This window comes from Synechococcus sp. GFB01 (genome assembly GCF_001039265.1).
In the GTDB taxonomy this organism is placed as follows: domain Bacteria; phylum Cyanobacteriota; class Cyanobacteriia; order PCC-6307; family Cyanobiaceae; genus NIES-981.
Genome location: NZ_LFEK01000013.1, coordinates 1 through 21,974, shown reverse-complemented (window position 1 = coordinate 21,974; position 21,974 = coordinate 1). Strand labels below are relative to the sequence as shown.

Genomic DNA, 21,974 nt, shown 5'->3' with positions numbered 1-21,974 from the left:
CGGCACCAAGACCGGCGCGCGGCCGCTGCCGTGGCAGCGTGCCCCCTGCGCCGGTCCCTCGCCCATGCCGTCCGCTCCTCTGGTGCTGGTGCTCAACGCCGGCAGCTCCTCGCTCAAGGCGGCCGTGGTCGACGGCACGGGACAACGGCTCTGGCAGGGCCAGCGAGGCTGGACGATCGGCGCCGCCGACGCAGCCGGGCCCGTGCCGCAGGAGGAAGCGGCCCTGGCCGCCTGGCTGGCGGAGGGGCTGGCGAGCTGGCGGCACGATCTCGCCCTGGTGGCGCACCGGCTGGTGCACGGCGGCGAACGGTTCGTGGAGCCCACCCGGCTCGACCCGGTCGTGATCGGCGAGCTCGAGCAGCTGATCCCCCTGGCCCCGCTTCACAACGGCCCCGCCATCCGGCTGATCCACTGGCTGAACGGCTGGCTGGCCGACCAGACCCTGCCCCTGGAAGCCTGGGCCTGCTTCGACACCGCCTTTCACCGCACCCTGCCCGAGGCGGCCAGCACCTACGCCATCCCGGCCAGCTGGCGGCATCAGGGCCTGCGCCGCTACGGATTTCATGGCCTCAACCATCAGCACGTCAGCCAGGTGGTGGCGGTGCCGCGGCTGATCAGCTGCCATCTCGGCGCCGGCTGCTCCCTCTGCGCCATCCGCGAAGGCCGCAGCGTGGCCACCACGATGGGCTTCACGCCGCTGGAGGGTCTGGTGATGGCCAGCCGCAGCGGCAGCGTCGACCCCGGCCTGATCCTCCACCTGCTGCGCCAGGGGGTGGAGCCGGCCGAGATCGATGCGGCCCTGAACCACCGCAGCGGCCTGCTGGGGCTCTCCGGACTGAGCGGCGACATGCGTGAGCTGCGCCGCGCCGCCGGGGAGGGGCATGCCGCTGCCCGGCTGGCCATCGGCGTGTTCCGGCAGCGGCTGCTCGAGGGCATCGGCGCCATGGCCGCCAGCCTCGGCGGCGTGGACGCCATCGCCCTCAGCGGCGGCATCGGCGAGCACGACGATCAGCTGCTGGCCGAGCTGAAGGCCGAACTGGCCTGGCTCGGAGCGGTGCAGATCCGGCGGATCCCGGCCGACGAGGAGGGCCAGATCGCCCGGCTCTGCCTCAGCGCTTCACGCCCGGCATGAAGCGGCGCTCGTGCTGGNCACCGGTGAGCATGCGGTTCCAGTAGAGCGTGGGCAGCAGACGGCGCTTGATCCACCACATGCTCCAGCGCTCCTTGGTGGGATCGAGCGGGAACGAGGGCACCGGCTCCTGCTTGTAGTTGAACTCGGCCATGATCGCCTTGCCGTAGCCGGTGATCAGCGGGCAGCAGCTGTAGCCGTCGTAGGCCGCCTCCAGAGGCCGCCCGTCGAGCAGGGCCAGCAGGTTGGCCACCAGCACCGGCGCCTGGCCGCGCACCGCGGCGGCGGTCTTCGAATTGGGCATGCCGCTCACGTCGCCGAGCGAGAACACGTTCAGGTAGCGCACGTGCTGCAGGCTGAACTGATCCACCTCCACGAAGCCGGCAGCGTTGGCCAGGGGGCTGCCGGCCACCACGTCCGGAGCCGCCATCGGCGGCGTCACGTGCAGCAGGTCGTAGGGGATCACCTCCTCGCGGGGTTCCGCTTCATCGTTCTGATGGGGACTGGCCGCCTGCACCGCAAACACCGCCTCCTTCCGATCAGCGCGCACAGCGGTGAGCACATGGTTGTAGCGGGCATCGATGCCCTTGCGCTTCACCACCTCCCGCAGCGGCGCGGCATACACGGGCACCCCGAAGATCCCCGGGGTGGCGGTGGCATAGATCACCCTGGCGTTCAGGCGCTTCGTCTTGAACACGTCGTCGGCCAGATAGGCGATCTTCTGCGGGGCTCCGGGGCACTTGATCGGCATCGGCGCGCAGGTGAACACGGCATTGCCGCCCTGGAACGCCTGGATGGCCTCCCAGGTGTAGGGAGCGTGGTCCTTGCTGTAGTTGCTGCACACGCCGCCCTTGCCCAGGGCCTCCGTGAGCCCCTCGATCCTGTCCCAGCAGAGCTTCAGCCCGGCGGCCACGATCAGCACGTCGTAGCTGAGCTGCTCGCCGGCGGTGGTGGTGACGGTGTTGTGGCCGGGATCGAAGCCTGCCGCCGCGGCCTGGATCCAGCGCACTCCCGAGGGGATCAGATCGCGCTCCGCCCGGCGCGTCTCCTCCAGGCTGAACACACCGCCGCCCACCAGGGTCCAGCCGGGCTGGTAGTAGTGATCGCCCGATGGCTCCAGGATCGCCACATCCAGGGCGTTGCGGGCCCGCTTCAGCTGGGCGGCAACCGTGATGCCGGCGGCGCCGCCGCCGACGATCAGGATCTGGTGGTGGGCCATGGCGTGGGGTACGGCGGGAAGCGCTGGAGCGTGACGTCACAGATTTAGTCACAGCATCGGCCCCGCGCAGCCCGATTTGCAGGGAAAGTTCCAGCCCTGTCAGGGTGGGGACACGAGCAGGCCGATCGACCTTGACACCGACGCCCGTACCGCGGATCAGCCTGCGCCAGCCCGACGACTGGCATGTGCACCTGCGCGATGGGGCGATGCTGCAGGCGGTGGCCCCGGTGACGGCCGCCCAGTTCGCCCGGGCGATCATGATGCCCAACCTGCGGCCACCCATCACCACCGTGGCGGCCGCCATCGCCTACCGGCAGCGCATCCGCGCCACGCTGCCCGATGGCTGCGGCTTCACGCCGCTGATGACGGCCTACCTCACCGACACGATCGATCCGGCCGAGATCGAGCGGGGCTTCGCTGAGGGGGTGTGGGTCGCCGCCAAGCTCTACCCCGCCGGCGCCACCACCAATGCCGATTCCGGCGTCACGGCGATGGCACGCATCGAGCCGGTGCTCGCCGTGATGGAGCGCATCGGCATGCCGCTGCTGATCCACGGCGAGGTCACCGACGCCGAGATCGACATCTTTGACCGCGAGGCCGTGTTCATCGAGCGCGTGCTGGCGCCCCTGCTGGTTCGGCACCCGGGCCTGAAGGTGGTGCTGGAGCACATCACCACCAGCGATGCGGCCGACTTCGTGCGCAGCGGGCCGGCCAACCTGGCGGCCACGATCACGCCCCACCACCTGCACATCAACCGCAACGCCCTGTTCGCCGGCGGCCTGCGGCCCGACTTCTACTGCTTGCCGGTGGCCAAGCGGGAGCTGCATCGCCTCGCCCTGCGGGCGGCCGCCACCTCCGGCAACCCGAAATTCTTCCTCGGCACCGATTCGGCCCCCCACAGCCGGGAAGCCAAGGAATCGGACTGCGGCTGCGCCGGCATCTTCAACGCCCCCTTCGCCATCGAGAGCTACGCGGCGGTGTTCGAGCAGGAACACGCCCTGGAGAAGCTGGAGGCCTTCGCGTCCGAGTTCGGCCCGCGCTTCTACGGCCTGCCACTCAACACCGGCACGATCACCCTGGAGCGGCGGCCGCGGCAGGTGCCCGCCATGCTGCACCTCAACGACGCCGCCGGCACCGCCGTGAATCTGGTGCCCTTCCACGCCGGCGAAACGCTGAACTGGCGCCTCGGGCACCAATAAAAGTCGTATCGCTGGCTCGCGCACGGGCGGCGGGCGGGGTTAGTACCAAGCNGCAGCCGCCCATGGCCCATGGGCTTCTTCGTTCAGCTCACCGAGGCGATCGCCGATCGCCAGTCGCTGCTGGTGACCGGGCTCGATCCCAACCCGGAGATGCTGCAGAGCTGGGCGGCACGGCGCGGCATGGCCAACCGCTCCTTCCTGAGCCAGGCGCGCCACTGGATCAAGGCGGTGATCGAGGCCACCGCCCCGCACGTGTGCGCCTACAAGCCCAGCCTCGGCTTCTACCAGGCCCTCGGGCCCGTGGGTCTGGAGCTGCTGCTGGAGGTGCGCGACCTGGTGCCGCGCGATCTGCCGCTGATCATCGATGCCAAGCACGGCGATCTCAACTCCTCCTCCGCCCTTGCCCACTACCTGTTCCGGGAGCTCTGCGCCGACGCGGTGACCCTCTCGCCCNNGGCCGGCCAGGACATCGCCGCACCGTTCCTGCTCTATCCGGACAAAGCGGTGGTGATGACATGCCACAGCTCCAACCAGGCGGCACGGCTGATCCAGCACTACCCCAACGAGGATGCGCCGCTCTACCTGCGCATCGTGCGCGAGACCCTGCTCTGGGCCACGCCCGAGCAGCTGCTGCTGGAGGTGGGCACCAGCGATCCGGCGATCCTGGCGCGGGTGCGGGCCGAGGCGCCGGAGCGGTTCCTGATCCTGCGCAGCCTCTGGGGCGAGGAAGAGAAGCTCGAGGCCATGCTTGAGGCCGGCTTCAGCGCCGCCGGCGACGGACTGCTGCTGCCCNTGCCCCAGAACCTGCTGGTGGAGGACGACATCGCCGAGCGGGCGGCCCGGCTCAAGGCCCAGATCGGGATCAGCCGCGAGCAGTGGCTGGAGCGCAGGGCGGCCGGCGGCAGCAGCGACCGCTGCCAGGTGTGGCTGCCCCAGCTGGCTGCGGCGGNCGCGGGCAGCGCCACGGGCCGGCCNGACCCGATGGCCGAGCTGATCGTCGATCTGTTCGACATCGGCTGCCTGCTGTTCGGCGACTACGTGCAGGCCTCCGGAGCGGTGTTCAACTACTACATCGACCTGCGCCAGATCATCTCCGACCCCAACCTCTTCCACCGCGTGCTGCACGCCTACGCCGAGCGGATGCAGGAGCTAGTGTTCGACCGCATCGCCGGCATTCCCTACGGCTCGCTGCCCACGGCCACGGGTCTGTCGCTGCTGCTGCACAAGCCCCTGATCTACCCCCGCAAGGAGGTCAAGGTCCATGGCGCCCGCCGCCTGATCGAGGGCGACTTCGAGGATGGAGACCGGGTGGTGGTGGTGGACGACATCCTGATCACCGGCGGCAGCGTGCTGGAGGGCATCGCCAAGCTCGAGAGCTCCGGCCTGCAGGTTGAGGATGTGGTGGTGTTCATCGACCACGGCGGTGACCACGACCGCCAGGCCAAGGAGCGACTGGCGGCGGCGGGCTACCGCGCCCACGCCGTGCTCGGCATCGAGCAGATCACCCGGGTGCTGCACCGGGCCGGGCGGCTGAACGATGCCCAGGCCGCCACCCTGGCTCCCGCTTCGGCGTAGGGTGAAACTGCACCCCTGCGACTCCCGGGTGCCACCACCGCCATGAGCAGCCCCGCCGCCCGCGGCAGCACCGGCCTCACCATCGGCGAACTGGAAGCCAACTATTCGCTGTACTGCAAGGCACTGCGGAGGCTGCTCCAGGAGGGACGCAGCCGGACGGCGATCCAGCGGACCGTGTGCTGGGAGCGCCTCAGCCAGCTCCACCTCTGCCTGCCGGGGCGCTACCGCGACCCCGCCTATCTCTGCGCCGTGCTGAAGCGCGACCTCGCCAGCACCGAACTCGGCTAGAACCGAACTCGGCTAGAACCGTCGCTGCTGCCGGGGCCGCCGGGCCGTGATCGACCAGGCCGAGAACCAGCCCAGGGAGCCCAAGCCGGCAGAGCGCCCGCCCACGCTGCGCTCGCTTTCCGAACCCTTCCTGCGCCGGCCGGTGCTCACCCTGGTGCTGAGCCTGCTGGTGCTGCTGGCCGGGTTCGTGAGTCTGCCCGGCCTGCAGATCGAGAACCTGCCGCCGATCGCTCCGGGCCGGGTCACGGTAAGCACCAATTACCCGGGGGCCAGCCCCGAGGTGGTCGAGCAGGGCCTGACCACCCTGCTCGAGAAGCAGCTCAACGGCCTCGAGCGGCTCGAGCAGATCCGTTCCACCAGTTCGGTCGGCAGCAGCAGCATCACGCTCAGCTTCGAGGGTGGCGACCCGGAGATCAACCAGATCAACGCCCAGAACGAGGCTGCGGTGGTCACGCCGCGGCTGCCCGGCCAGGTGGCCCGTTTCGGGGTGCGGGTGCGGCGCAGTTCCGATGACCTGCTGATGGTGCTGAGCTTCAGCGCCGATCAGAAGCTCTACGACGACACCTTCCTGAGCGGCTGGGTGGAGCAGGTGGTGATCGACCGCCTGCAACGGGTCTCCGGCGTGGGCGAGGCCAGGCTGTTCGGTGGCAGCCCGCTGGCCTTCCGGCTCTGGCTGGATCCGGCCCGACTCCATCAGCTGGGCCTCACCATCGACGACGTGCGCGACTCCCTGGAGGAGCAGAACGTGCTGGCCGCCCTGGGCCAGGCCGGCGACGGGCCCGCTCCCGCTGACCAGATGCTCACCCTGCCGCTGCGGATGGAGGGCCGGCTGCGCAGCGTGGAGGAGTTCGAGCGGCTGGTGGTGGCACCGACGCCCGATGGCGGCGTCACCCTGCTCCGCGATGTGGGGCGCGTCACCCTCGGCAGCGAGAACTACGACGCCGTGGCCACCAACCTCCAGGGNCGCACCACGGTGGCGTTGGGGATCTTCCAGCGCGACGGCAGCAACGCCCTGGAGGTGAGCCGCGGCATCACGGCGGCGCTCGAGGAGATCACCCAGCGGCTACCGCCGGGGGTGGAGTTTGAGGTGATCATCGACGAAGCCGAAACGGTGCGCGAGAACATCGATGGCACCCTGGCCAGCCTGCGCGACGCGGTGCTGCTGGTGTTTCTCTCGCTGCTGCTCGGCCTGGGCAACAGCCGTCTGGCGCTGATCTCCGCCCTGGCGGTGCCGGTGGCCCTGGTGGGGGCCCTCACGGTGCTGCGCCTCACCGACAGCTCGATCAACAGCCTCACCCTGTTCGGCATGGTGCTCGCCAGCGGCCTGGTGGTGGATGACGCCATCGTGGTGAGCGAGGACATCGGCCGGCGGCTGGAGCGGGGCCACCCGCCGCTGCAGGCGGCGCGGGAGGCGATGGCGGAACTGGGCGGTGCGGTGGTGGCCACCTCCCTGGTGCTGATCGCCGTGTTCCTTCCGGTGCTGACTCTGCAGGGCAGCACGGGTCGGCTCTACGCCCCCATCGGTCTCACGATCGGGGCCACGATCGTGTTCTCCACCTTCAACGCCCTTAGCTTCACCCCGGTGGCCGCCAGCCGTCTGCTGCACGCGGAGCAGCGTGAGCCGGCCTGGCTGCGGCGCTGGATCGATCCGCCCCGGCGGGCGCTCGAGTCGCTGGAAGGCCCCTACGACCGCTGGCTCACCCGGGCGCTGAGCTGGCGACGGCGCATCGTGGCGCTGCTGCTGCTGGGGCTGCTGGTGACGGCGGTGGCCTACCAGCAGCGGCCCAAGACGTTCATCCCCCAGGAGGACGGCAGCCAGCTGCGCGGCGTTGTGGTGCTGCCCGACGGCATGGCGCTGCCGCGCACCCAGGCGGTGATGGAACGGGTGCGGCAGGTGATCGCCCGCGAGCCCTGGTACTCAGCGGCAACTTCTATGCCGGCCGGTCGTTCGGCGACAGCAGCCCCAACAAGGGCATCTTCTTCCTGCGGCTCAGGCCCGTGGAGGACCGCCCCGGCAGCGACCAGACCCCCGCCGCCCTGGCGAGCAGGCTGAACCGGCAGCTGGCGGCCAGCATCGACGATGCCCAGGTGATCGTGATCGAGTCCCCCACCGTGCGCGGCTTCGGCAGTGAGGGCGGCATCGAGTTCGACCTGCTCGACACCAGCGGCGGACGGCTCAGCCTCACGCAGTTTCAGGAGTCGGCTCAGACCTTCATCGCGGCGGCCGAGGCCAGCGGTGACTTCGAGCGGGTCAACACCCGGTTCAAGGCCGATGCACCGCTGGTGCGTCTGGAGCCTGACCGGCTCCAGCTCGCCACCCTCGGCGTGGATCTCGACCAACTGGTGGATGTGCTGGGCGCCAGTTTCGGCAGCGACTACGTCAACGACAGCTTCGAGGGCGACCGGATCCGGCGGNTGATCGTGCAGCTCGAGGGTTCCGATCGCCGCAGCGTGCAGGACGTGCTCTCCCTGCAGGTGCCGGGCCGCGACGACGAGCTGATTCCTCTCTCCCAGCTCATGCGGGTGGTGGAGAGCACCGGCCCCACGGCCATCAACCACACCCGTCTGGTGCGCTCGATCCCGATCCGCGCCCAGCCCCGGATGGGGGTGAGCACCGGCCAGGCGATGGAGCGGCTGCAGCAGGTGCGCCGCGACCTCGGCAGCAGCGTGATCGACCTGGAGTGGGCGGGCCTGGCCCGGGAGGAGGCCCGCGCCGGCGGCTCCAACGAGCAGGTCTTCCTGCTGGCGGTGCTGGTGATGCTGCTCGTGCTGGCGGGGCTCTACGAGAACTTCATCGATCCGATGATCATCCTGGTGACGGTGCCGCTGGGTCTGCTGGGGGGCATCGCGGGGCTGGCCATGCGCGATCTCCCCCTGGATGTGTACGGGCGCATGGGACTGCTGGTGCTGGTGAGCCTGGCGGCCAAGAACGGCATCCTGATCGTGGAGTTCGCCAACCAGCGGCTCGCGGCCGGCATGCCGCTCGAACCCGCCATCCATGGCGCGGCGGTCGCCCGTCTACGGCCCATCCTGCTCACCGCCATCTCCTCGCTGGCCGGCTTCCTGCCGCTGCTGTTCGCCACCGGGGCCGGCGCCGCCAGCCGGATCAGCATCGGCACCGTGGTGTTCGCCGGCCTGCTGGTGGCCACGGTGCTGAGCCTGTTCGTGGTGCCGGTGGTCTACCGGATCGTCAAGGGCTGGGAGGTTCGTCGCGCTCACGGGATTCCTGCACCGTGAGGCGGCTGATCAGCACGCCCATCACCGCCGCCACATAGAAGGTGCCCGCCACCGCGATCACCATGCTCACCAACTGGGCCAGGGGGGTGAGGGGCAGCACATCGCCATAGCCGGTGGTGGTGAGGCTCACGAAGGCGAAATAGTGGAGCTTCACGAAGCTCAGACCCCACACCGGGGTCGATGGGTCGACGTCGCCTTGGAGGGTCACATTGCTGAAGCTGCCGGGCTGGATCGTCTCCAGCGCGCAGAGCAGCATCCCCGCCGCCAGGCCCAGCATCAGGTAACCGGCCAGAGCGCCGCGCAGCACCGCGCCGGTCACGGCACGCTCCAGCGCCAGCAGACGGATCAGACGGATGGCACTCCAGCCGCTGAAGACCGTCCAGAGCACGATCACCGGGATGCCGGTGCTGCGCACCTCCAGCGGGGTGAGCACCCACAGCAACCACACCAGCAGCGAGGCCACTCCAAGAGCCTTGAACCCCATCAGCGACCAGGGGCCGGCCTGCAGGCCCGACGGCGGGCGGCCCAGTCCCCGGATCAGCACCACGCCGAGCACCAGGTAGCCGATCGAGGCCAGACGGCTCCAGGGGGATGGCAGGGAGAAGCTCACCGGCAGCGCCAGGCACACGGCGAGCAGCCGGTTGTAGTGGCGCTGGTGGGAGGGGNTCAGGGCCATGCGATCGGCTCGGCGGCGGCGTGAGGCGCTGGATGGATCGACCGCCTCAGGCTGGCATCGACCCCGCCGAAGGGCACCAGCAGCCGGCATGGCCTGCTCATCGCGATCAGCCGCGGGCGGGACTCAAGCCCATGATTGGGCTGCCCGGCCGTGCGCATCGATGCAGCCCGCCTCGCAGCCCGCCTCGATGGAGCTCACCCCCAGCCGGCAGATGCTGCGGCGGGAATTCGAGCTGGAATCCCGCTGCGATCGCGACTTCCTGGTGCAGAGCCTGGCGGCCTCCCTGATCGCCAGCCTGGGCCTGCTGGCCAACAGCGCCGCGGTGGTGATCGGCGCCATGCTGGTGGCTCCCTGGATCCTGCCGCTGCGGACCGCCGCCTACGCGATCCTGCGCGGGCGGCCGCGGCTGCTGAGCCAGGCCCTGCTCACCCTCGCGGTGGGTGTGGCGAGCACGGCCGTGCTGTCGGCGGCGATGGGGCTGCTGGTGGGTCTGCCGATCTACGGCAGCGAGGTGATGGCCCGCACCGCCCCCAACCTGCTCGATCTGGGCATCGCCCTGGTGGCCGGGGCGGTGGCGAGCTACGCCAAGGTGAATCCCCGCACGGTGTCGGCCCTGGCGGGCACGGCAATCGCCGTGGCGCTGGTGCCGCCGGTGTGCACCAGCGGCCTGCTGGCAGCGAGCGGGCAATGGGCCCTGGCCGGTGGAGCCGCCCTGCTGTTCGTGACCAACCTGCTCGGCATCCTCTCCGGTGGCCTGATCACCCTGGCCCTGTGCCGCCCCGAGCTGAGCCAGGGCCTGCGCCACCGGCGCCTCAGCCTGGCTAGCCTGGCGCTCACGGCCCTGCTGCTGATCCCCCTGAGCGGCAGCTTCCTGAATCTGATCCGGCAGGCGCGCAAGGCGGCAGCGCTGCACCAGGTGGAGCAGGCGATCGATGCCAGCCTGCGCAACGAGACGATCACGCTGGGTCAGAAGGCCGATCTGGTGGGCCTCCGCATCGACTGGACTCAGAACCCGCCCCTGATCCGGGCCCTGGTGCAGGTGAGCCAGCCGGATCTGCCCACCGCCAAGCAGGTGGCCGCGGTGCAGCAGTTCATCAACGACCGCCAGCCGATTCGCTTCCGCCTGGTGGTGCAGCGCAGCCTGGTGGATGTGGTGGGTCCGGAGTCGGCTCCGAATCCCCAGACTCCCGCCCTTCCAGCCAGGCCCGTACCGCCCGAGCCGTGGCCGCTGGAGCCGCCCCCGCCCCCACCGCCAATGCCCGAGAACGTTCCTGCGCCGTGAGCGGCTCCAGGCTGCGGCGCTGCTGCTCCAGCACCGTGAGATCGGCATCGGAAGGATCCTGCCCCTGGCGCTGCCGCTGGCGGATGCGCCGCCGCAGCACCGCCAGCGGCACCTGGAAATCCAGGATCAGCAGCGGCACGCCGGCGGCCGCGGCCAGCGCCGCCATGCGCTCGCGATCCTGCAGCCGCAGGAAGGTGGCATCCACGATCGCGTTGAACCCCGCCGCCAGCACCGCCGCGGCCGCAGCGGGCAACCGCTCGGCGAACAGCTCCTCGGTCACGGCCGGGGCGTAGAGGTCGCCGCTGCGGGGCGCTCGGTGGCATCGCCCCAGAGCCCGAACAGGCGCTTGCGCTCCACATCGGAGCGCAGGCGGATGGCACCGAGCGGCGCCAGCAGCCCGGCACTGTGGTGCGACTTGCCCGAGCCGGAGAGGCCATGGCAGAGCAGCAGCACCCGGGGCCGGGCGCTGCTGACGGCCAGCGCCCGGTCCACGTAGGCCCGCACCGCGTCGGGCTGGTCACCGAGCGCCGCCACCTTGGCCCGCACCAGGGCCCGGTAGACGCTGTACCAGCACCACAGCCGCAGGCCGGCGTAATCGCCGCTGAGCTCCAGCCAGCGGTTGAGCAGCAGGGTGGCGAACTCCGGATGGCCCCGCTGCTGCAGATCCATCACCAGGAAGGCGAGGTCGCTGATCACATCGATCCAGCGGAGGGCCGGGTTGAATTCCAGGCAGTCGAAGGCCTCGATCCGGCCCCGGTGCAGCACCAGGTTGCCGAGGTGCAGATCGCCATGGCACTCGCGCACCCGGCCGCCGGCCAGGCGGCCCGCGAACTGCGGGGTGAGCGCGGCGAAGGCGTGCTCCTCCCAGGCGCGCAGCCGCTGCAGCGGCGGCTGCAGGGCCGGCTCCACCCGCGGCTCGAGGCTGGCGAAGTTGGCCAGCACCGGCTGGCGCACCGCCTGGGGGGTGCCATAGGGGCCGGCCGCCGGTGCGATGGCGGCGCTGGCGTGGAAGCGGGCCAGCCGATCGGCGAAGGCCTCGATCCGGTCGGGCCGACCGCGCCGCGGGCCAGGGCGGCCGGCAGCAGATCACGCTGCGGGAACTGGCGCATGCGCACGGCGTACTCCAGCACCGGGGCGGCAGCCGCGGCGGCGGCGATGCGGGGCTGCTGGGCCGTGCCGGTGATCGCCACCAGGTCGTCGTAGAGGTCGGCGCAGAGACGCCGGTTGAGCCGCAGCTCCTCGAGGCAGTCGCGGCGTCGCTGCTCGAGGCTGGTGAAATCGAGGAAGCCCAGATTCACCGGCTTGCGGATCTTGTAGGCGTAGGGGCCGGTGAGCAGCACCCAGGAGATGTGGGTCTGCAGACAGCGGATCGGTTCGCGCACCGGATGGGGATAGCCGACGGCACCAGCAGGCCGGCGATCAGCGGCGGATGGCCAGCGGCATCCATCGCCCCCTCCTGCATGGCACCGCTCCACAGGCGCGCCGCCATCCAAGCAGGCAAGGCAGGTCGGCGCCGGTCGACCGGCCAACCCTGAAGCCCATCGGTGCGAATCCCGGCGTCGCCCGCCGCCGGCGCTAGGAGCAGTGCAGATGCGTCCGCGAGGTTGCGATGTCCCGTGCCCTGCGCTGGGTTCTGGGCCTGGGCCTGGCCGCCGTGGTGGTGATCGGCGGCCTGCTGCTGCTCCCCTTCCACGACTGGCTGCCCGGCGGCACCGTGGCCGATGTGCCCACCGCCCTGGTGGTGAACGGCTCGGCCTTCAACCGCCTCTTCCCCCGGCCCGAAACCGGTCGGCAGCTGGTGTTCACCCAGGAGAAGCGCGGCTTCGCCGAAGCCCGCCTCAAGCAGGGCGATGCCGTGCTGGGCCTGCTGGCCATTGCCGACACCACCACGACGCCCGAGGCCCGCAGCAAGTTCGAGGCGGCCCGGGAGCAGCTGGCCGGCTGGCCGCTGGTGGAGCAGGGCGAGCAGGCGAGCGCCCTGCTGGTGGCCGACCGCTTCCAGGTGAAGGTGATCGGCCAGGGCGGCGGCCTCGACCAAGAGCAGCGCCACGCGCTGCTGGAGGACTTTGACCTGCGCGGCCTGGCGGCACTGCAGGCCCCTTCGCTGGCGGGCCGATGAGCCGCACCGTGCTCGAGCGCCTCGAGCGCCTGCCGCGCCGCGGCCTCACGGTGCTGGCCCTGCAGGGCATCAGCACCCTGGTGCCCGGCCGCTGGAGCAACGTCACCAGCGCCGAGGCCCTGATCGCCGAGGTGATCGGCAGCAGCGATCCGGAGCTGATCCGCCAGGTACGCCAGCGTGCCGACCAACTCAGCGTCGCCCGCCACGAGGGCTACGGCCGGGCCCTGAGCCTCTACGACGCCGTCAACCGCTCCCAGCACGCCAGCGGTGGCCTGCGCATCCTGGCCAATGCCACCGCGGGCCTGCCGCTGCTCAAGCGGCTGGCGACGATCACGCCGCCCAGCGACACGCTCCAGGCGGTGGACCTCAGCCTCAAGGTGGCCGCCGAGATGCTCGCCTTCACCCAGGTGAACGGCCTGCCCGGCGACAGCTTCGGCGACTTCGTCGCCGCCCTGGCCGACTACGGCAGCGAGGCGCGGGTGCGGATGACGGCCCTGATCTGCTTCGACGCGCTGCTCCCGCTCGGGGATCAGGCGCTGCAGCGCCTCGACGATCTGCTCGGCGCCGCCAGCCGGCGCGACCTCCAGCGGCTGCCGGCCTACGGGCGCATGGCCGGCCTGATGCCTGGCCGCGGCGATGCGGCCCACCTGAGCTTCCTGCGCCAGGGCGTGGCGCAGTGGTCGGGCTGGGCCGGCGGCTTCATCGCCGAGCTGGGGCTCACCGGTCAGAAGGCGGTGCACGCTCTCGAGGTCAGCCTCGGCCCCTGGCAGGGNCGCATGGAGCAGCTGGCCGCCTTCCTCGACGCCTTCACCGACACCTACGCCCACACGGGTGTGCAGGCGGTGGCGCGGCGGCTGGTGGAGCGGGCTGCCGCCGAGATCTGAGGCCCATCGGCTGGCAGCGCCATCCGGCTGGCGGCAACAGCATCAGGGAGCGGCCGCCCGCCGGCTCAGTCAAACCCCAGCAGGTCGAAGATCTCCCGATCCTTGAGCGATTCGGCCTCCAGGGGCTCGACGCTCTCGAGCATGGCGCGGGCGAGCTTGAGATATTCGTTCTGCACGGCCTCCACCTCCGGGGTGGGCTCCATCTCGAAGATCGTGCACTTCTTGAGGCGGGAGCGGCGGATCGCGTCGAGATCGGGGAAGTGGGCCATGGTCTTCATGCCCACCCGCTCGTTGAAGCGATCGATCTGGTCGGTGTCGCGGCTGCGGTTGGCCACGACGCCGCCAAGCCGCACCTTGTAGTTCTTCGCCTTGGCCTGAATCGCGGCGATGATCCGGTTCATGGCGAAGATCGAATCGAAGTCGTTCGCCGTCACGATCAGGCAGTAGTGGGCATGCTGTAGCGGCGCGGCGAAACCGCCGCACACCACATCGCCGAGCACATCGAAGATCACCACATCGGTGTCCTCCAGCAGGTGATGCTCCTTGAGCAGCTTCACCGTCTGACCGGTCACATAGCCGCCGCAGCCGGTGCCCGCCGGTGGCCCGCCCGACTCCACGCACTGCACGCCGTTGAAGCCCTCGAACACGAAATCCTCGGGGCGCAGTTCCTCGGTGTGGAAATCCACGGTCTCGAGAATGTCGATCACCGTGGGCACCATCTGCTTGGTGAGCGTGAAGGTGCTGTCGTGCTTCGGATCGCAGCCGATCTGCAGCACCCGCTTGCCGAGCTTGGAAAACGCCGCCGAAAGATTGGAGCTGGTGGTGCTCTTGCCGATGCCGCCCTTGCCGTAGACGGCGATCACCAGGGCACCCTCCTCGATGCGCAACGAGGCATCCTGATGCACCTGAACGCTGCCTTCACCGTCGTCTCGCCGGGAGCCGCCCGGATGGCTGGCGGTACCGGGGGCTGGAATCAGGGTGCTGGTCATGAGTCTGGCTGGAGCCGCAAGGCACACATCAAGAGCCTGACGAGGCAGGCTCCCGGCCGTTGGACCGTCGTGCAAAACGAAACATCACCGGTTCGCATCAAACCAGCAGAACTCCCTGCGAATTCTCTGTTTCGAGGGGCGCCCTCATGCCTGCATGCCTGATCCACACCACAATGAGGTGAACTGCAACCAGGCAACGGGTGCGATCGCGTCTCCCCAGGCCGGCTCCCGCCTGGATCGTTCGATGGCTCGGCGGACCGCTGCTGCTCGGCGCGACCATCAGCCTGGCGGGCTGCCAGAGCAAGCCAGCCCCGCCGCCCAGGCCGCTGGCTGTGGAGGTGCAGTCGGTGGCGATCCACCCCTTCCCCGAGGAGATCGCCACCGTGAGCACCCTCGAGGCCCCGGAGGAGGTCAACCTGGCCGCCCAGGCTGGTGGCCGCATCCAGAGCCTGCTGATCCGGCAGGGGGATGCGGTGCGGCAGGGCCAGCTGCTGGTCGTGCTCGACCAGACCCAGCTGCAGGAGGAAGTGAGGNCCCTGAAGGGCCAACGGGATGAAAGCCGGCTGAACTACCAGCGCTTCGAATACCTCGTGCAGCAGGGAGCGGCCAGCGCCATCCAGCGCGATGCCCTGCGCCAGAACTACCTGGCCGCGGACGCAGCGCTTGGGGCCAAGCAGGCCGATCTGGCCTACAAGGATCTGCGTGCCCCGATCGATGGCGTCGTCAGCGATGTGACGGTGAAACCGGGTGATGTGATCCGGGCCGGCACTCCCTTCACCACCATCCAGCGCACAGCGAAACTGCTGGCCCGGGTGGAAGTGCCGTCGCGCTACGGTCGCCGGGTGCGGGCTGGGCAGGTCGTGATGCTGAATGCCCCNTCAGGCAGTGCCGGGGTGAAGGGCAGGGTGGTCTCGATCGATCCGCGGGTGAACAACGCCACCCAGTCCTTTCTGGTGAAGGCGGAGCTGGACAATCCAGCCGGCGAATTCCGCAATGGCGAGCGCGTCGGCACCCGGCTGGTGATCGGCCAGCGCCCCCAGCTGGCCGTGCCGGCTCTGGCGGTGACCCGCAGCAGCGGCCAGGCGTTCGTGTTCGTGGTGGGCGACCTGGAGGATCTGGAGCGCTTCCCCGGCAACGCACCGATCGAGACCCTGCGGGCCCTGCGGCCGTTGCCGCGCTTTGCGCTGCAGATTCCCGTGAAGCTCGGAGCACTGCAGAACGGCCGCTACCCGGTGCTCAAGGGGCTGAACGAAGGGCAGTCGGTGATCGTGAGCAATCTGGTGAGTCTGAGGCACGGCACCCCGGTGACTCCGCAATGAGAGATCTGGAAGGGCAAACGTGGAGCGCAACGCCGGATCTTCACGTGGGTGGTTGAGCCGATCCGGCCAACTCAATCGCTTTCGCCAGCGCAACAAGCTGGCTCGACCACACAGCTAGGCTGACCCAGGATCGGAACCGTAACAGTGGATACGAACGCTGCCGACCGGTCTCCCGAAGCACGCCTGGCGGCCCTGGAAGTGGGCCTGGCGGCACTCACGGAGCGACTGGCCAGCCTCACGGCGCAGGTTCAGCAGCATCAGGAATCTCTCGGGCTGGTCGCCGATGTGGCCCGCTACACACCGCTGCTGCATCATCTCGCCGCAGGGCGGTTTGACGACGCCGATGCGGAGACAGCGAAGGTTCTGTTCGATTCCATCAACACCACTCTGGAATCTGTCACCCCAGAGGAGATCGCAGCATTTCCGATCGGCCCGCTGCGGATCATCAATCAGCTCTGGCAATCCCACAGCGATGGAAAGTTCGGCTTCAGCGTGCAGGAGAAGCTGTATCGCTCTCTTGGTGGCACCCTGGATACGCTGATCGCGCAGGACAGCCGTCTGTATCTCGCCTTCTGTGAACGGGTGGGGTGGCGCCACGACGGTCAGCTCACCGATCCAGAAGCGTCCGACGACCCCCATGCCATGCCGGAGGGAGCACTGCCGAGGCGCTGTTGGTTCAGCTCCTACGGCATGAAGATCACCAATCTGCTGATGGCACGCCTGATCAGCGCCGGGCTGGGGGATTGAGGGGATCGTCCGGGCGGTTCGGGGATGCCGAGCGCCGCCGCGAGGACTGACTGATGACGGCGAAACCGCCACCGATGGCGGCACCAAGACCAGCCCCGATCATGGGATAGGAGCGGTAGAGGCGCTCATAGAGGCCACTCTCGTAGCGGAATCGGCCCACATCTGGCTGGCCGAGATAGGAGAAGGTGATGCCCGTGAGACCGCCCAACACGGCAGTGACCACCGAGGAAAAGACCACCAGACGCCAGTTCATGACTTGCTCCCCTGCAGAGCCTTGTCGCTCATCGGCGCGTCAGTCTCCTTGAGGAGATACCGCCGCTCCAGGCCCTTGATCACGATGAAGAGCACCGGCGCCACTCCCAGGCTGAGAACGGTGGCCACGAGATAGCCGCCGAAGCTCACCGTACCGATCGACCAGCGGCTGATCGCGCCGGCACCGGAAGCGGTCATCAGCGGGATGTAGCCCACCAGTCCCGAGGAGGCGGTCATCACGATCGGCTGGAAACGCGCCTTGGCGGCAGCAATGCCAGCCTGGCTGATCGACATCCCAAGCCGGAGATACTCGTTGGCCTGCTCCACGATCAGGATGGCGTTCTTGCTGGCCATCCCGATCAACATCAGCAAGCCCACCTGGGCGAAGATGTCATTGCTGATCACCGGCCAGAAGCTGCCGGCCTGCAGGCCATTGGCGCGAACCCAGATCGCCGCCATCGCCCCGAGCGCCGCCAGGGGAACCGTGAGCAGAATGATCAACGGGTCGATATAGCTGCCGTACTGGGCCGCCATCACCAGAAACACCAGCACGGTGGCAAGGGCGAAGATGGCGCCGGTGGCACCGCCCGCCGAGCGTTCCTCCAGTGACAGCCCGGTCCACTCGTAACCGAAGCCGGGGTCGAGCACCTCCGACGCCACCTGCTCCATCGCGGCAATTCCCTGGCCGGAGCTGAACCCAGGTGCGGGCGTGGCCTGAATCTTGATCGACTCGTACACGTTGTAGCGGGTGATCGTGGGTGGAGCGAAGAAGGGCTCGATTGTCACCACATCCCTGAGCTGCACGAGCCCACCCTGCCGCGAACGCACGAAGAAGGAGTCGATCACACCGGGATCGGTGCGGTAGACCGAATCGGCCTGGATGTAGACCCGGTACTGGTCCTTGTCGAAAACGAAGTCATTGACGTAGCGGCCGCCCAGATAAGCCTGCAGGGTGCCGAACACCTCGTTGATGTCCACATCGAGCGATTTGATCAGATCCCGGTTCACCCGGATCGAGAGTTGCTCCACACCTGGGGTGAAGGTGGTGGTGACCCGCTCGAGTTCAGGCCGCTGCCGCGCTGCAGCGATTATGGCGTTGAGATTCCTGAGCAGAACCTCCGTGGGCAGGCCGGCGCGATTCTGAAGCTGGAACTCGAGGCCGCCGGTTGCACCAACCCCATCGACCGGTGGAACGTTGGTGGCAAAGGCCAACGAACCCTTCACCTCCTTCTGCAGCCGCTGATTCAGCCGGGCCAGGATGCTGAAGACCGATTGATCCTGATTCGGCCGCTGATCCCAGGCGCTGAGGCGGATGAAAAACAGATACTTGTTGTAGCTGTTGCCCTCCAAACCGAATCCAGCCGCCCCGAGATAGCTCTCCACCTCGGGCTTGAAGTCAGCCAGGATTCCGTTCACCTGTTCCACCTGTTTCTGGGTGTAGCCCAGTGAAGCGCTGGGGGGTGCCTCACCGATCAGGATCATCAGGCCCTGATCCTCCTCGGGGATGAAGCCGGTGGGCACGATGCACAGCATCATCACGGTGGCCAGCAAGCCGGCCACGAACACTGCCAGCACCACGTGGCGATACCTCACCAGCAACTCGATCGTGCGCCCATACCAGGCAAACAGCGCGGCAAAGCCTTTGTTGAACGGTCGGAAGATCCAGCCGAACAGGACATCGATCGCCCTGTCGCTCGGGCCGGGCGGTGACCCTTCGGGCTTGAGGAACAAGGCCGCGATCGTGGGGGAGAAGGTGAGGGCGTTGAAGGTGGAGAACACGATCGCCGCCGCCAGGGTGATGGCGAACTGGCGGTAGACGATGCCGGTGGTGCCGGGGAAGAACGACACCGGAATGAACACGGCCAGCTGAACCAGCGCGGCGGTGATCGTGGGGGTGGCCAGCTCGTTCATCGAATCGAGCGCCGCCTGCAGCGGCCGCATCCCCTGACCGAGTTTGTCCTTGACGGACTGCACAATCACCACGNCATCGTCGGTGACGGTGCCGATCGCCAGGATGATGCCGAACATCGTGAGCTGATTGAGGCTGAAATCCAACCCCAGCACCAGGGCCATGGCGCCGATCATCGCCACCGGCATGGCCAGCGCGGGCACGATCGTGGAGCGCCAGTCCTGCAGGAACAGCAGGATCGTGAGAACCGCCATCACGATCGCCTGAAACAGGTTCGAGGTCACATCCTGCAGCGATGTGGTCACGAACAGGGTGGAGTCGTAAGGGATCTCGTAACGCAATCCCGGCGGGAAATCGGCCGCCAGCTTCTTCACCAGCGCCTTGACGCGGGTGCCCGTATCCAGGGCATTGGCGCCGGGCAGCTGATAGAGAGCCAGACCCGCCGAGGGACGACCTCCGAGGGTGGCGATCAAGTCGTAACTCTCGGCGCNGAGGTCGACACGACCGATGTCGAGGATCTTGGTGGTCTCGCCGCCGGAGCCGACCTTGACGATCAGATTCTCGGCATCCTCCACGCTGGCGAAGCGACTCTCGGCCTTGAGTGGAATGGCAATCTCCTGGCCGGAAACCATCGGCTCCTGACCGATNCGACCGNCGCCCGACTGAATGTTCTGTTCCTTGAGCGCCCGTTCCACATCGAGTGGAGTGAGACTGTAGGCCGCGAGTTTCTGCGGATCGAGCCAGATTCGCAGGGCAAACTTGCGCTCGCCGATGATGGTTGTATTGCCGATTCCGGGAATGCGGCGAACCTCATCAACCAGGTTCTGGTCGATGTAATTGCTGATGAAGAGCGGGTCGTAGAGCGTCTCACCCTGGNCATCGGTGTCGGAGTAGAAGCCGAAGGCNACCAGCAGGCTGGGAGAGGCTGCCTCCACCGTGACGCCCGTCTGCTTGACCACATCAGGCAGTGTGGGTGTCGCCTGATTGACGCGATTCTGGACGTTGACCTGAGCGATGTTCCGGTCAACCGCCACTGGAAACGCCACGGTGATGTTGGCAATCCCGTCGGAGGAGGTGTTCGAGTACATGTATTTCATGTTCTCGACACCGTTGATCTCCTGCTCGAGCACATTCGTGACGGTATCGACCGTGGTACGCGCATCGGCACCGATATTCACCGCCTTGACATTCACCTGGNTTGGTGCGAGCTGAGGCAGCTTCTCCAGTGGAAGCAGCGGGATCGCGATCGCCCCCATGATCAGGATCAGCAGCGAGCACACCGTGGTGAGCACCGGGCTGCGGATGAAGCGGTCGGAAAGGCTCACGGGCGTTCCTGCCTGGAACAGACGCTAGGAGCGGCCCAGGACTCCCGCAGCCCTGGGATCATCAATGTTTCGCAAGCAGGGGATGCCGGGATCGGGATGCTTGTGTGATGCCGCGGAGCAGCAAACTCCGGGGCCCTGCAGCAGCGTGGGCCTGGGCGATGGGGAGTAGATCCCCACTGCAGCTCAGCCACTGCAACTCTGCGACTGCGGCTCAGCGACTGAAATGCGCCTTGGCGTCGTAGAGCACCTCGTCGCTGATCGCGGCGATGCCGCGCTCGCGGGCGAAGGTCTCGGTGTTGCGGCGCACCTTGCCGCGCACGAAGAAGGGGATCCTGGCCAGCTCCGCCTCCCCTGCGGCAGTCCAGTGCAGGCTCTCGTCTGCAGCATCGGCGCCGTGCACCGCGTCGGCCGTGGGGCTGATCGACGGAGCCCCGTCGCCCAGGTGGCTGCGATGGCCGTCCACGAACTCGAAGTCGTGGCGGAACATGCCGATCAGGTGTTCCTCCAGACCCATCATCAGGGGGTGCACCCAGGTGTCGAAGAGCACGTTGGCTCCCTCCCAACCCATCTGGGGGGCATGCCGGGCCGGCACGTCCTGCACGTGCAGCGGTGCACTGATCACGGCACAGGGGATGCCGAGGCGCTTGGCGCTGTGGCGCTCCATCTGGGTGCCCAGCACCAGCTCCGGGGCCACCTCCGCCATGGCGGCCTCCACCGCCAGGTAGTCGTCGGTGATCAGCGCCTCGAGGCCCAGATCCTGGGCTGCGGCACGCACCTCCCGGGCCTGCTCGCGGCTGTAGCTGCCCAGCCCCACCACCGTGAAGGCCAGCTCGCGGCTGGCCACCCGGGCCGCCGCGATGGCGTGGGTGGCATCGCCGAAGATGAACACCCGCTTGCCGGTGAGGTAGGTGGAATCCACCGAGCGGGAGTACCAGGCAGCCGCGAACGCCGCTCCGCCTCCGCCGCAGCCGCCTCGGCCACGGCCCCCTCCAGGCCGAGCACCCGGTCGAGCTCCTCCAGGAAGGCGACCGTGGCGCCGATGCCGATCGGCACCGCACGCACCGTGGCCATGCCGAAGCTCCGCTCCAGCCAGCTGCACACGGTGCCGGCCACCTCCGGGTAGAGGCACACGTTGGCGTCGGCCGCGGGAATGCGCAGCAGATCGGCCGGCCGTGCCCCCAGGGGCGCCACCACGCTCACGTCGATGCCGTGCTCAGCCAGCAGCTGGGTGAGCTCGCGCACGTCGTCGCGGCAGCGGAAGCCCAGCAGCGAGGGGCCCAGCAGGTTGACCCGCGGCCGGCGGCCCTCGGTGCGCCAGCGGCCTGGATCGGGCCTGGGGCTGCCGGGGGGCGGCAGCTGCGGTTTCAGCAGGCCCCGCACCAGCTGATAGAAGGTTTCGGCCGCCCCCCAGTTCTCCTTCTTGGAATAGGCGGGCAGCTCCAGGCTCACCATCGGAATGCCGCCCAGATCCATGCCGGCAGCCAGGGCGCCGGGCTGGTCCTGGATCAGCTCGGCTGTGCAGCTCTCGCCCACCAGCAGGGCCTCCGGCCGGAAGCGCTCCACCGCATCGGCGATCGAGCGCTTCACGAGCTCGGCCGTGTCGCCCCCCAGATCGCGGGCCTGGAAGGTGGTGTAGGTGACCGGCGGGCGCCGGTCGCGCCGCTCGATCATCGTGAACAGCAGATCGGCGTAGGTGTCGCCCTGGGGCGCGTGCAGCACGTAGTGCACCCCCTCCATGGACGTTGCGACGCGCATGGCGCCCACGTGGGGCGGGCCTTCATAGGTCCAGAGGGTGAGTTCCATCGGCGGTCGTGAGCGGAGGCGG

At 68.7% G+C, this 21,974-nt stretch carries 15 protein-coding genes and 3 pseudogenes; 10 read left to right on the top strand and 8 right to left on the bottom strand.

Features of this window, described 5'->3' with window-relative positions:
* Window positions 1-64 precede the first annotated feature (64 nt).
* Window positions 65-1,132, top strand: a complete 1,068-nt coding sequence (locus tag SYNGFB01_RS02700; protein WP_048016821.1) for an acetate/propionate family kinase — start codon at window positions 65-67, stop codon at window positions 1,130-1,132.
* Here the strand turns inward: SYNGFB01_RS02700 and SYNGFB01_RS02695 are convergent.
* A complete protein-coding gene (locus SYNGFB01_RS02695) occupies window positions 1,110-2,348 on the bottom strand; it encodes an FAD/NAD(P)-binding oxidoreductase (RefSeq protein WP_048016820.1) in 1,239 nt (412 codons plus the stop codon). The two genes, SYNGFB01_RS02700 and SYNGFB01_RS02695, sit on opposite strands and share 23 nt — an antisense overlap.
* A gap of 131 nt (window positions 2,349-2,479) precedes the next feature.
* Here SYNGFB01_RS02695 and pyrC point away from each other — a divergent pair, with 131 nt between their 5' ends.
* The 4 genes and pseudogenes from pyrC to SYNGFB01_RS02675 all read left to right on the top strand — a co-directional run bounded on the left by pyrC (window position 2,480) and on the right by SYNGFB01_RS02675 (window position 8,647).
* Window positions 2,480-3,547, top strand: coding sequence for a dihydroorotase (pyrC, locus tag SYNGFB01_RS02690; protein ID WP_048016819.1), 1,068 nt, complete (start codon window positions 2,480-2,482; stop codon window positions 3,545-3,547).
* Between the two features lie 69 nt (window positions 3,548-3,616).
* Entirely contained in the window at window positions 3,617-5,122 is a 1,506-nt protein-coding gene (locus SYNGFB01_RS02685; protein WP_048016818.1) for a bifunctional orotidine-5'-phosphate decarboxylase/orotate phosphoribosyltransferase, read from the top strand.
* A gap of 42 nt (window positions 5,123-5,164) precedes the next feature.
* Window positions 5,165-5,410: a DUF3136 domain-containing protein gene (locus SYNGFB01_RS02680; protein ID WP_048016817.1), complete on the top strand. Its 246-nt coding sequence runs from the start codon at window positions 5,165-5,167 to the stop codon at window positions 5,408-5,410.
* A 46-nt stretch (window positions 5,411-5,456) separates the two neighbouring features.
* Window positions 5,457-8,647, top strand: a pseudogene (locus SYNGFB01_RS02675) (efflux RND transporter permease subunit).
* On the opposite strand, the gene SYNGFB01_RS02670 reads toward SYNGFB01_RS02675, so the two are convergent.
* A complete protein-coding gene (locus tag SYNGFB01_RS02670) occupies window positions 8,601-9,323 on the bottom strand; it encodes a potassium channel family protein (protein WP_048016816.1) in 723 nt (240 codons plus the stop codon). The pseudogene SYNGFB01_RS02675 and the gene SYNGFB01_RS02670 sit on opposite strands and share 47 nt — an antisense overlap.
* Before the next feature lie 160 nt (window positions 9,324-9,483).
* Here SYNGFB01_RS02670 and SYNGFB01_RS02665 point away from each other — a divergent pair, with 160 nt between their 5' ends.
* Window positions 9,484-10,605: a DUF389 domain-containing protein gene (locus SYNGFB01_RS02665; protein WP_235299877.1), complete on the top strand. Its 1,122-nt coding sequence runs from the start codon at window positions 9,484-9,486 to the stop codon at window positions 10,603-10,605.
* Window positions 10,606-10,663: 58 nt separating this feature from the next.
* Here SYNGFB01_RS02665 and SYNGFB01_RS16115 read toward each other — a convergent pair.
* Together SYNGFB01_RS16115 and SYNGFB01_RS15150 are read right to left on the bottom strand one after the other, a co-directional pair.
* A pseudogene (locus tag SYNGFB01_RS16115) lies at window positions 10,664-10,837 on the bottom strand (AAA family ATPase); the annotation flags it as partial.
* Between the two features lie 44 nt (window positions 10,838-10,881).
* On the bottom strand, window positions 10,882-11,625 hold the full coding sequence (locus tag SYNGFB01_RS15150; protein ID WP_255347516.1) for an AAA family ATPase: 744 nt from the start codon (window positions 11,623-11,625) through the stop codon (window positions 10,882-10,884).
* A gap of 589 nt (window positions 11,626-12,214) precedes the next feature.
* On the opposite strand from SYNGFB01_RS15150, the gene SYNGFB01_RS02655 reads away from it, so the two are divergent.
* Together SYNGFB01_RS02655 and SYNGFB01_RS02650 are read left to right on the top strand one after the other, a co-directional pair.
* A complete protein-coding gene (locus SYNGFB01_RS02655; protein ID WP_048016815.1) occupies window positions 12,215-12,724 on the top strand; it encodes a hypothetical protein in 510 nt (169 codons plus the stop codon).
* The gene (locus tag SYNGFB01_RS02650) at window positions 12,721-13,608 is read left to right on the top strand and encodes a hypothetical protein (RefSeq protein ID WP_048016814.1); all 888 of its coding nucleotides are present in this window, start codon (window positions 12,721-12,723) and stop codon (window positions 13,606-13,608) included. Before SYNGFB01_RS02655 ends, SYNGFB01_RS02650 begins: the two co-directional genes overlap by 4 nt.
* Window positions 13,609-13,673: 65 nt before the next feature.
* Here the strand turns inward: SYNGFB01_RS02650 and bchL are convergent, their stop codons facing one another.
* Window positions 13,674-14,597 (bottom strand): ferredoxin:protochlorophyllide reductase (ATP-dependent) iron-sulfur ATP-binding protein, encoded by a 924-nt coding sequence (gene bchL, locus SYNGFB01_RS02645; RefSeq protein WP_048016813.1) that lies wholly within the window; start codon window positions 14,595-14,597, stop codon window positions 13,674-13,676.
* Between the two features lie 200 nt (window positions 14,598-14,797).
* Here bchL and SYNGFB01_RS02640 point away from each other — a divergent pair, with 200 nt between their 5' ends.
* Window positions 14,798-15,916, top strand: coding sequence for an efflux RND transporter periplasmic adaptor subunit (locus SYNGFB01_RS02640; protein WP_082325818.1), 1,119 nt, complete (start codon window positions 14,798-14,800; stop codon window positions 15,914-15,916).
* A gap of 144 nt (window positions 15,917-16,060) precedes the next feature.
* Window positions 16,061-16,663: a GUN4 domain-containing protein gene (locus SYNGFB01_RS02635; protein ID WP_053068269.1), complete on the top strand. Its 603-nt coding sequence runs from the start codon at window positions 16,061-16,063 to the stop codon at window positions 16,661-16,663.
* Here the strand turns inward: SYNGFB01_RS02635 and SYNGFB01_RS02630 are convergent.
* The 3 genes and pseudogenes from SYNGFB01_RS02630 to SYNGFB01_RS02620 form a co-directional block, all read right to left on the bottom strand.
* The gene (locus SYNGFB01_RS02630; protein ID WP_072061519.1) at window positions 16,641-16,916 is read right to left on the bottom strand and encodes a hypothetical protein; all 276 of its coding nucleotides are present in this window, start codon (window positions 16,914-16,916) and stop codon (window positions 16,641-16,643) included. The two genes, SYNGFB01_RS02635 and SYNGFB01_RS02630, sit on opposite strands and share 23 nt — an antisense overlap.
* Window positions 16,913-20,149 carry an efflux RND transporter permease subunit gene (locus tag SYNGFB01_RS02625; protein WP_048016812.1) on the bottom strand — a complete coding sequence of 1,079 codons (3,237 nt, stop codon included), beginning with the start codon at window positions 20,147-20,149 and terminating at the stop codon, window positions 16,913-16,915. Before SYNGFB01_RS02625 ends, SYNGFB01_RS02630 begins: the two co-directional genes overlap by 4 nt.
* Window positions 20,150-20,360: 211 nt before the next feature.
* A pseudogene (locus SYNGFB01_RS02620) lies at window positions 20,361-21,952 on the bottom strand (ferredoxin:protochlorophyllide reductase (ATP-dependent) subunit B).
* Window positions 21,953-21,974: the final 22 nt, after the last annotated feature.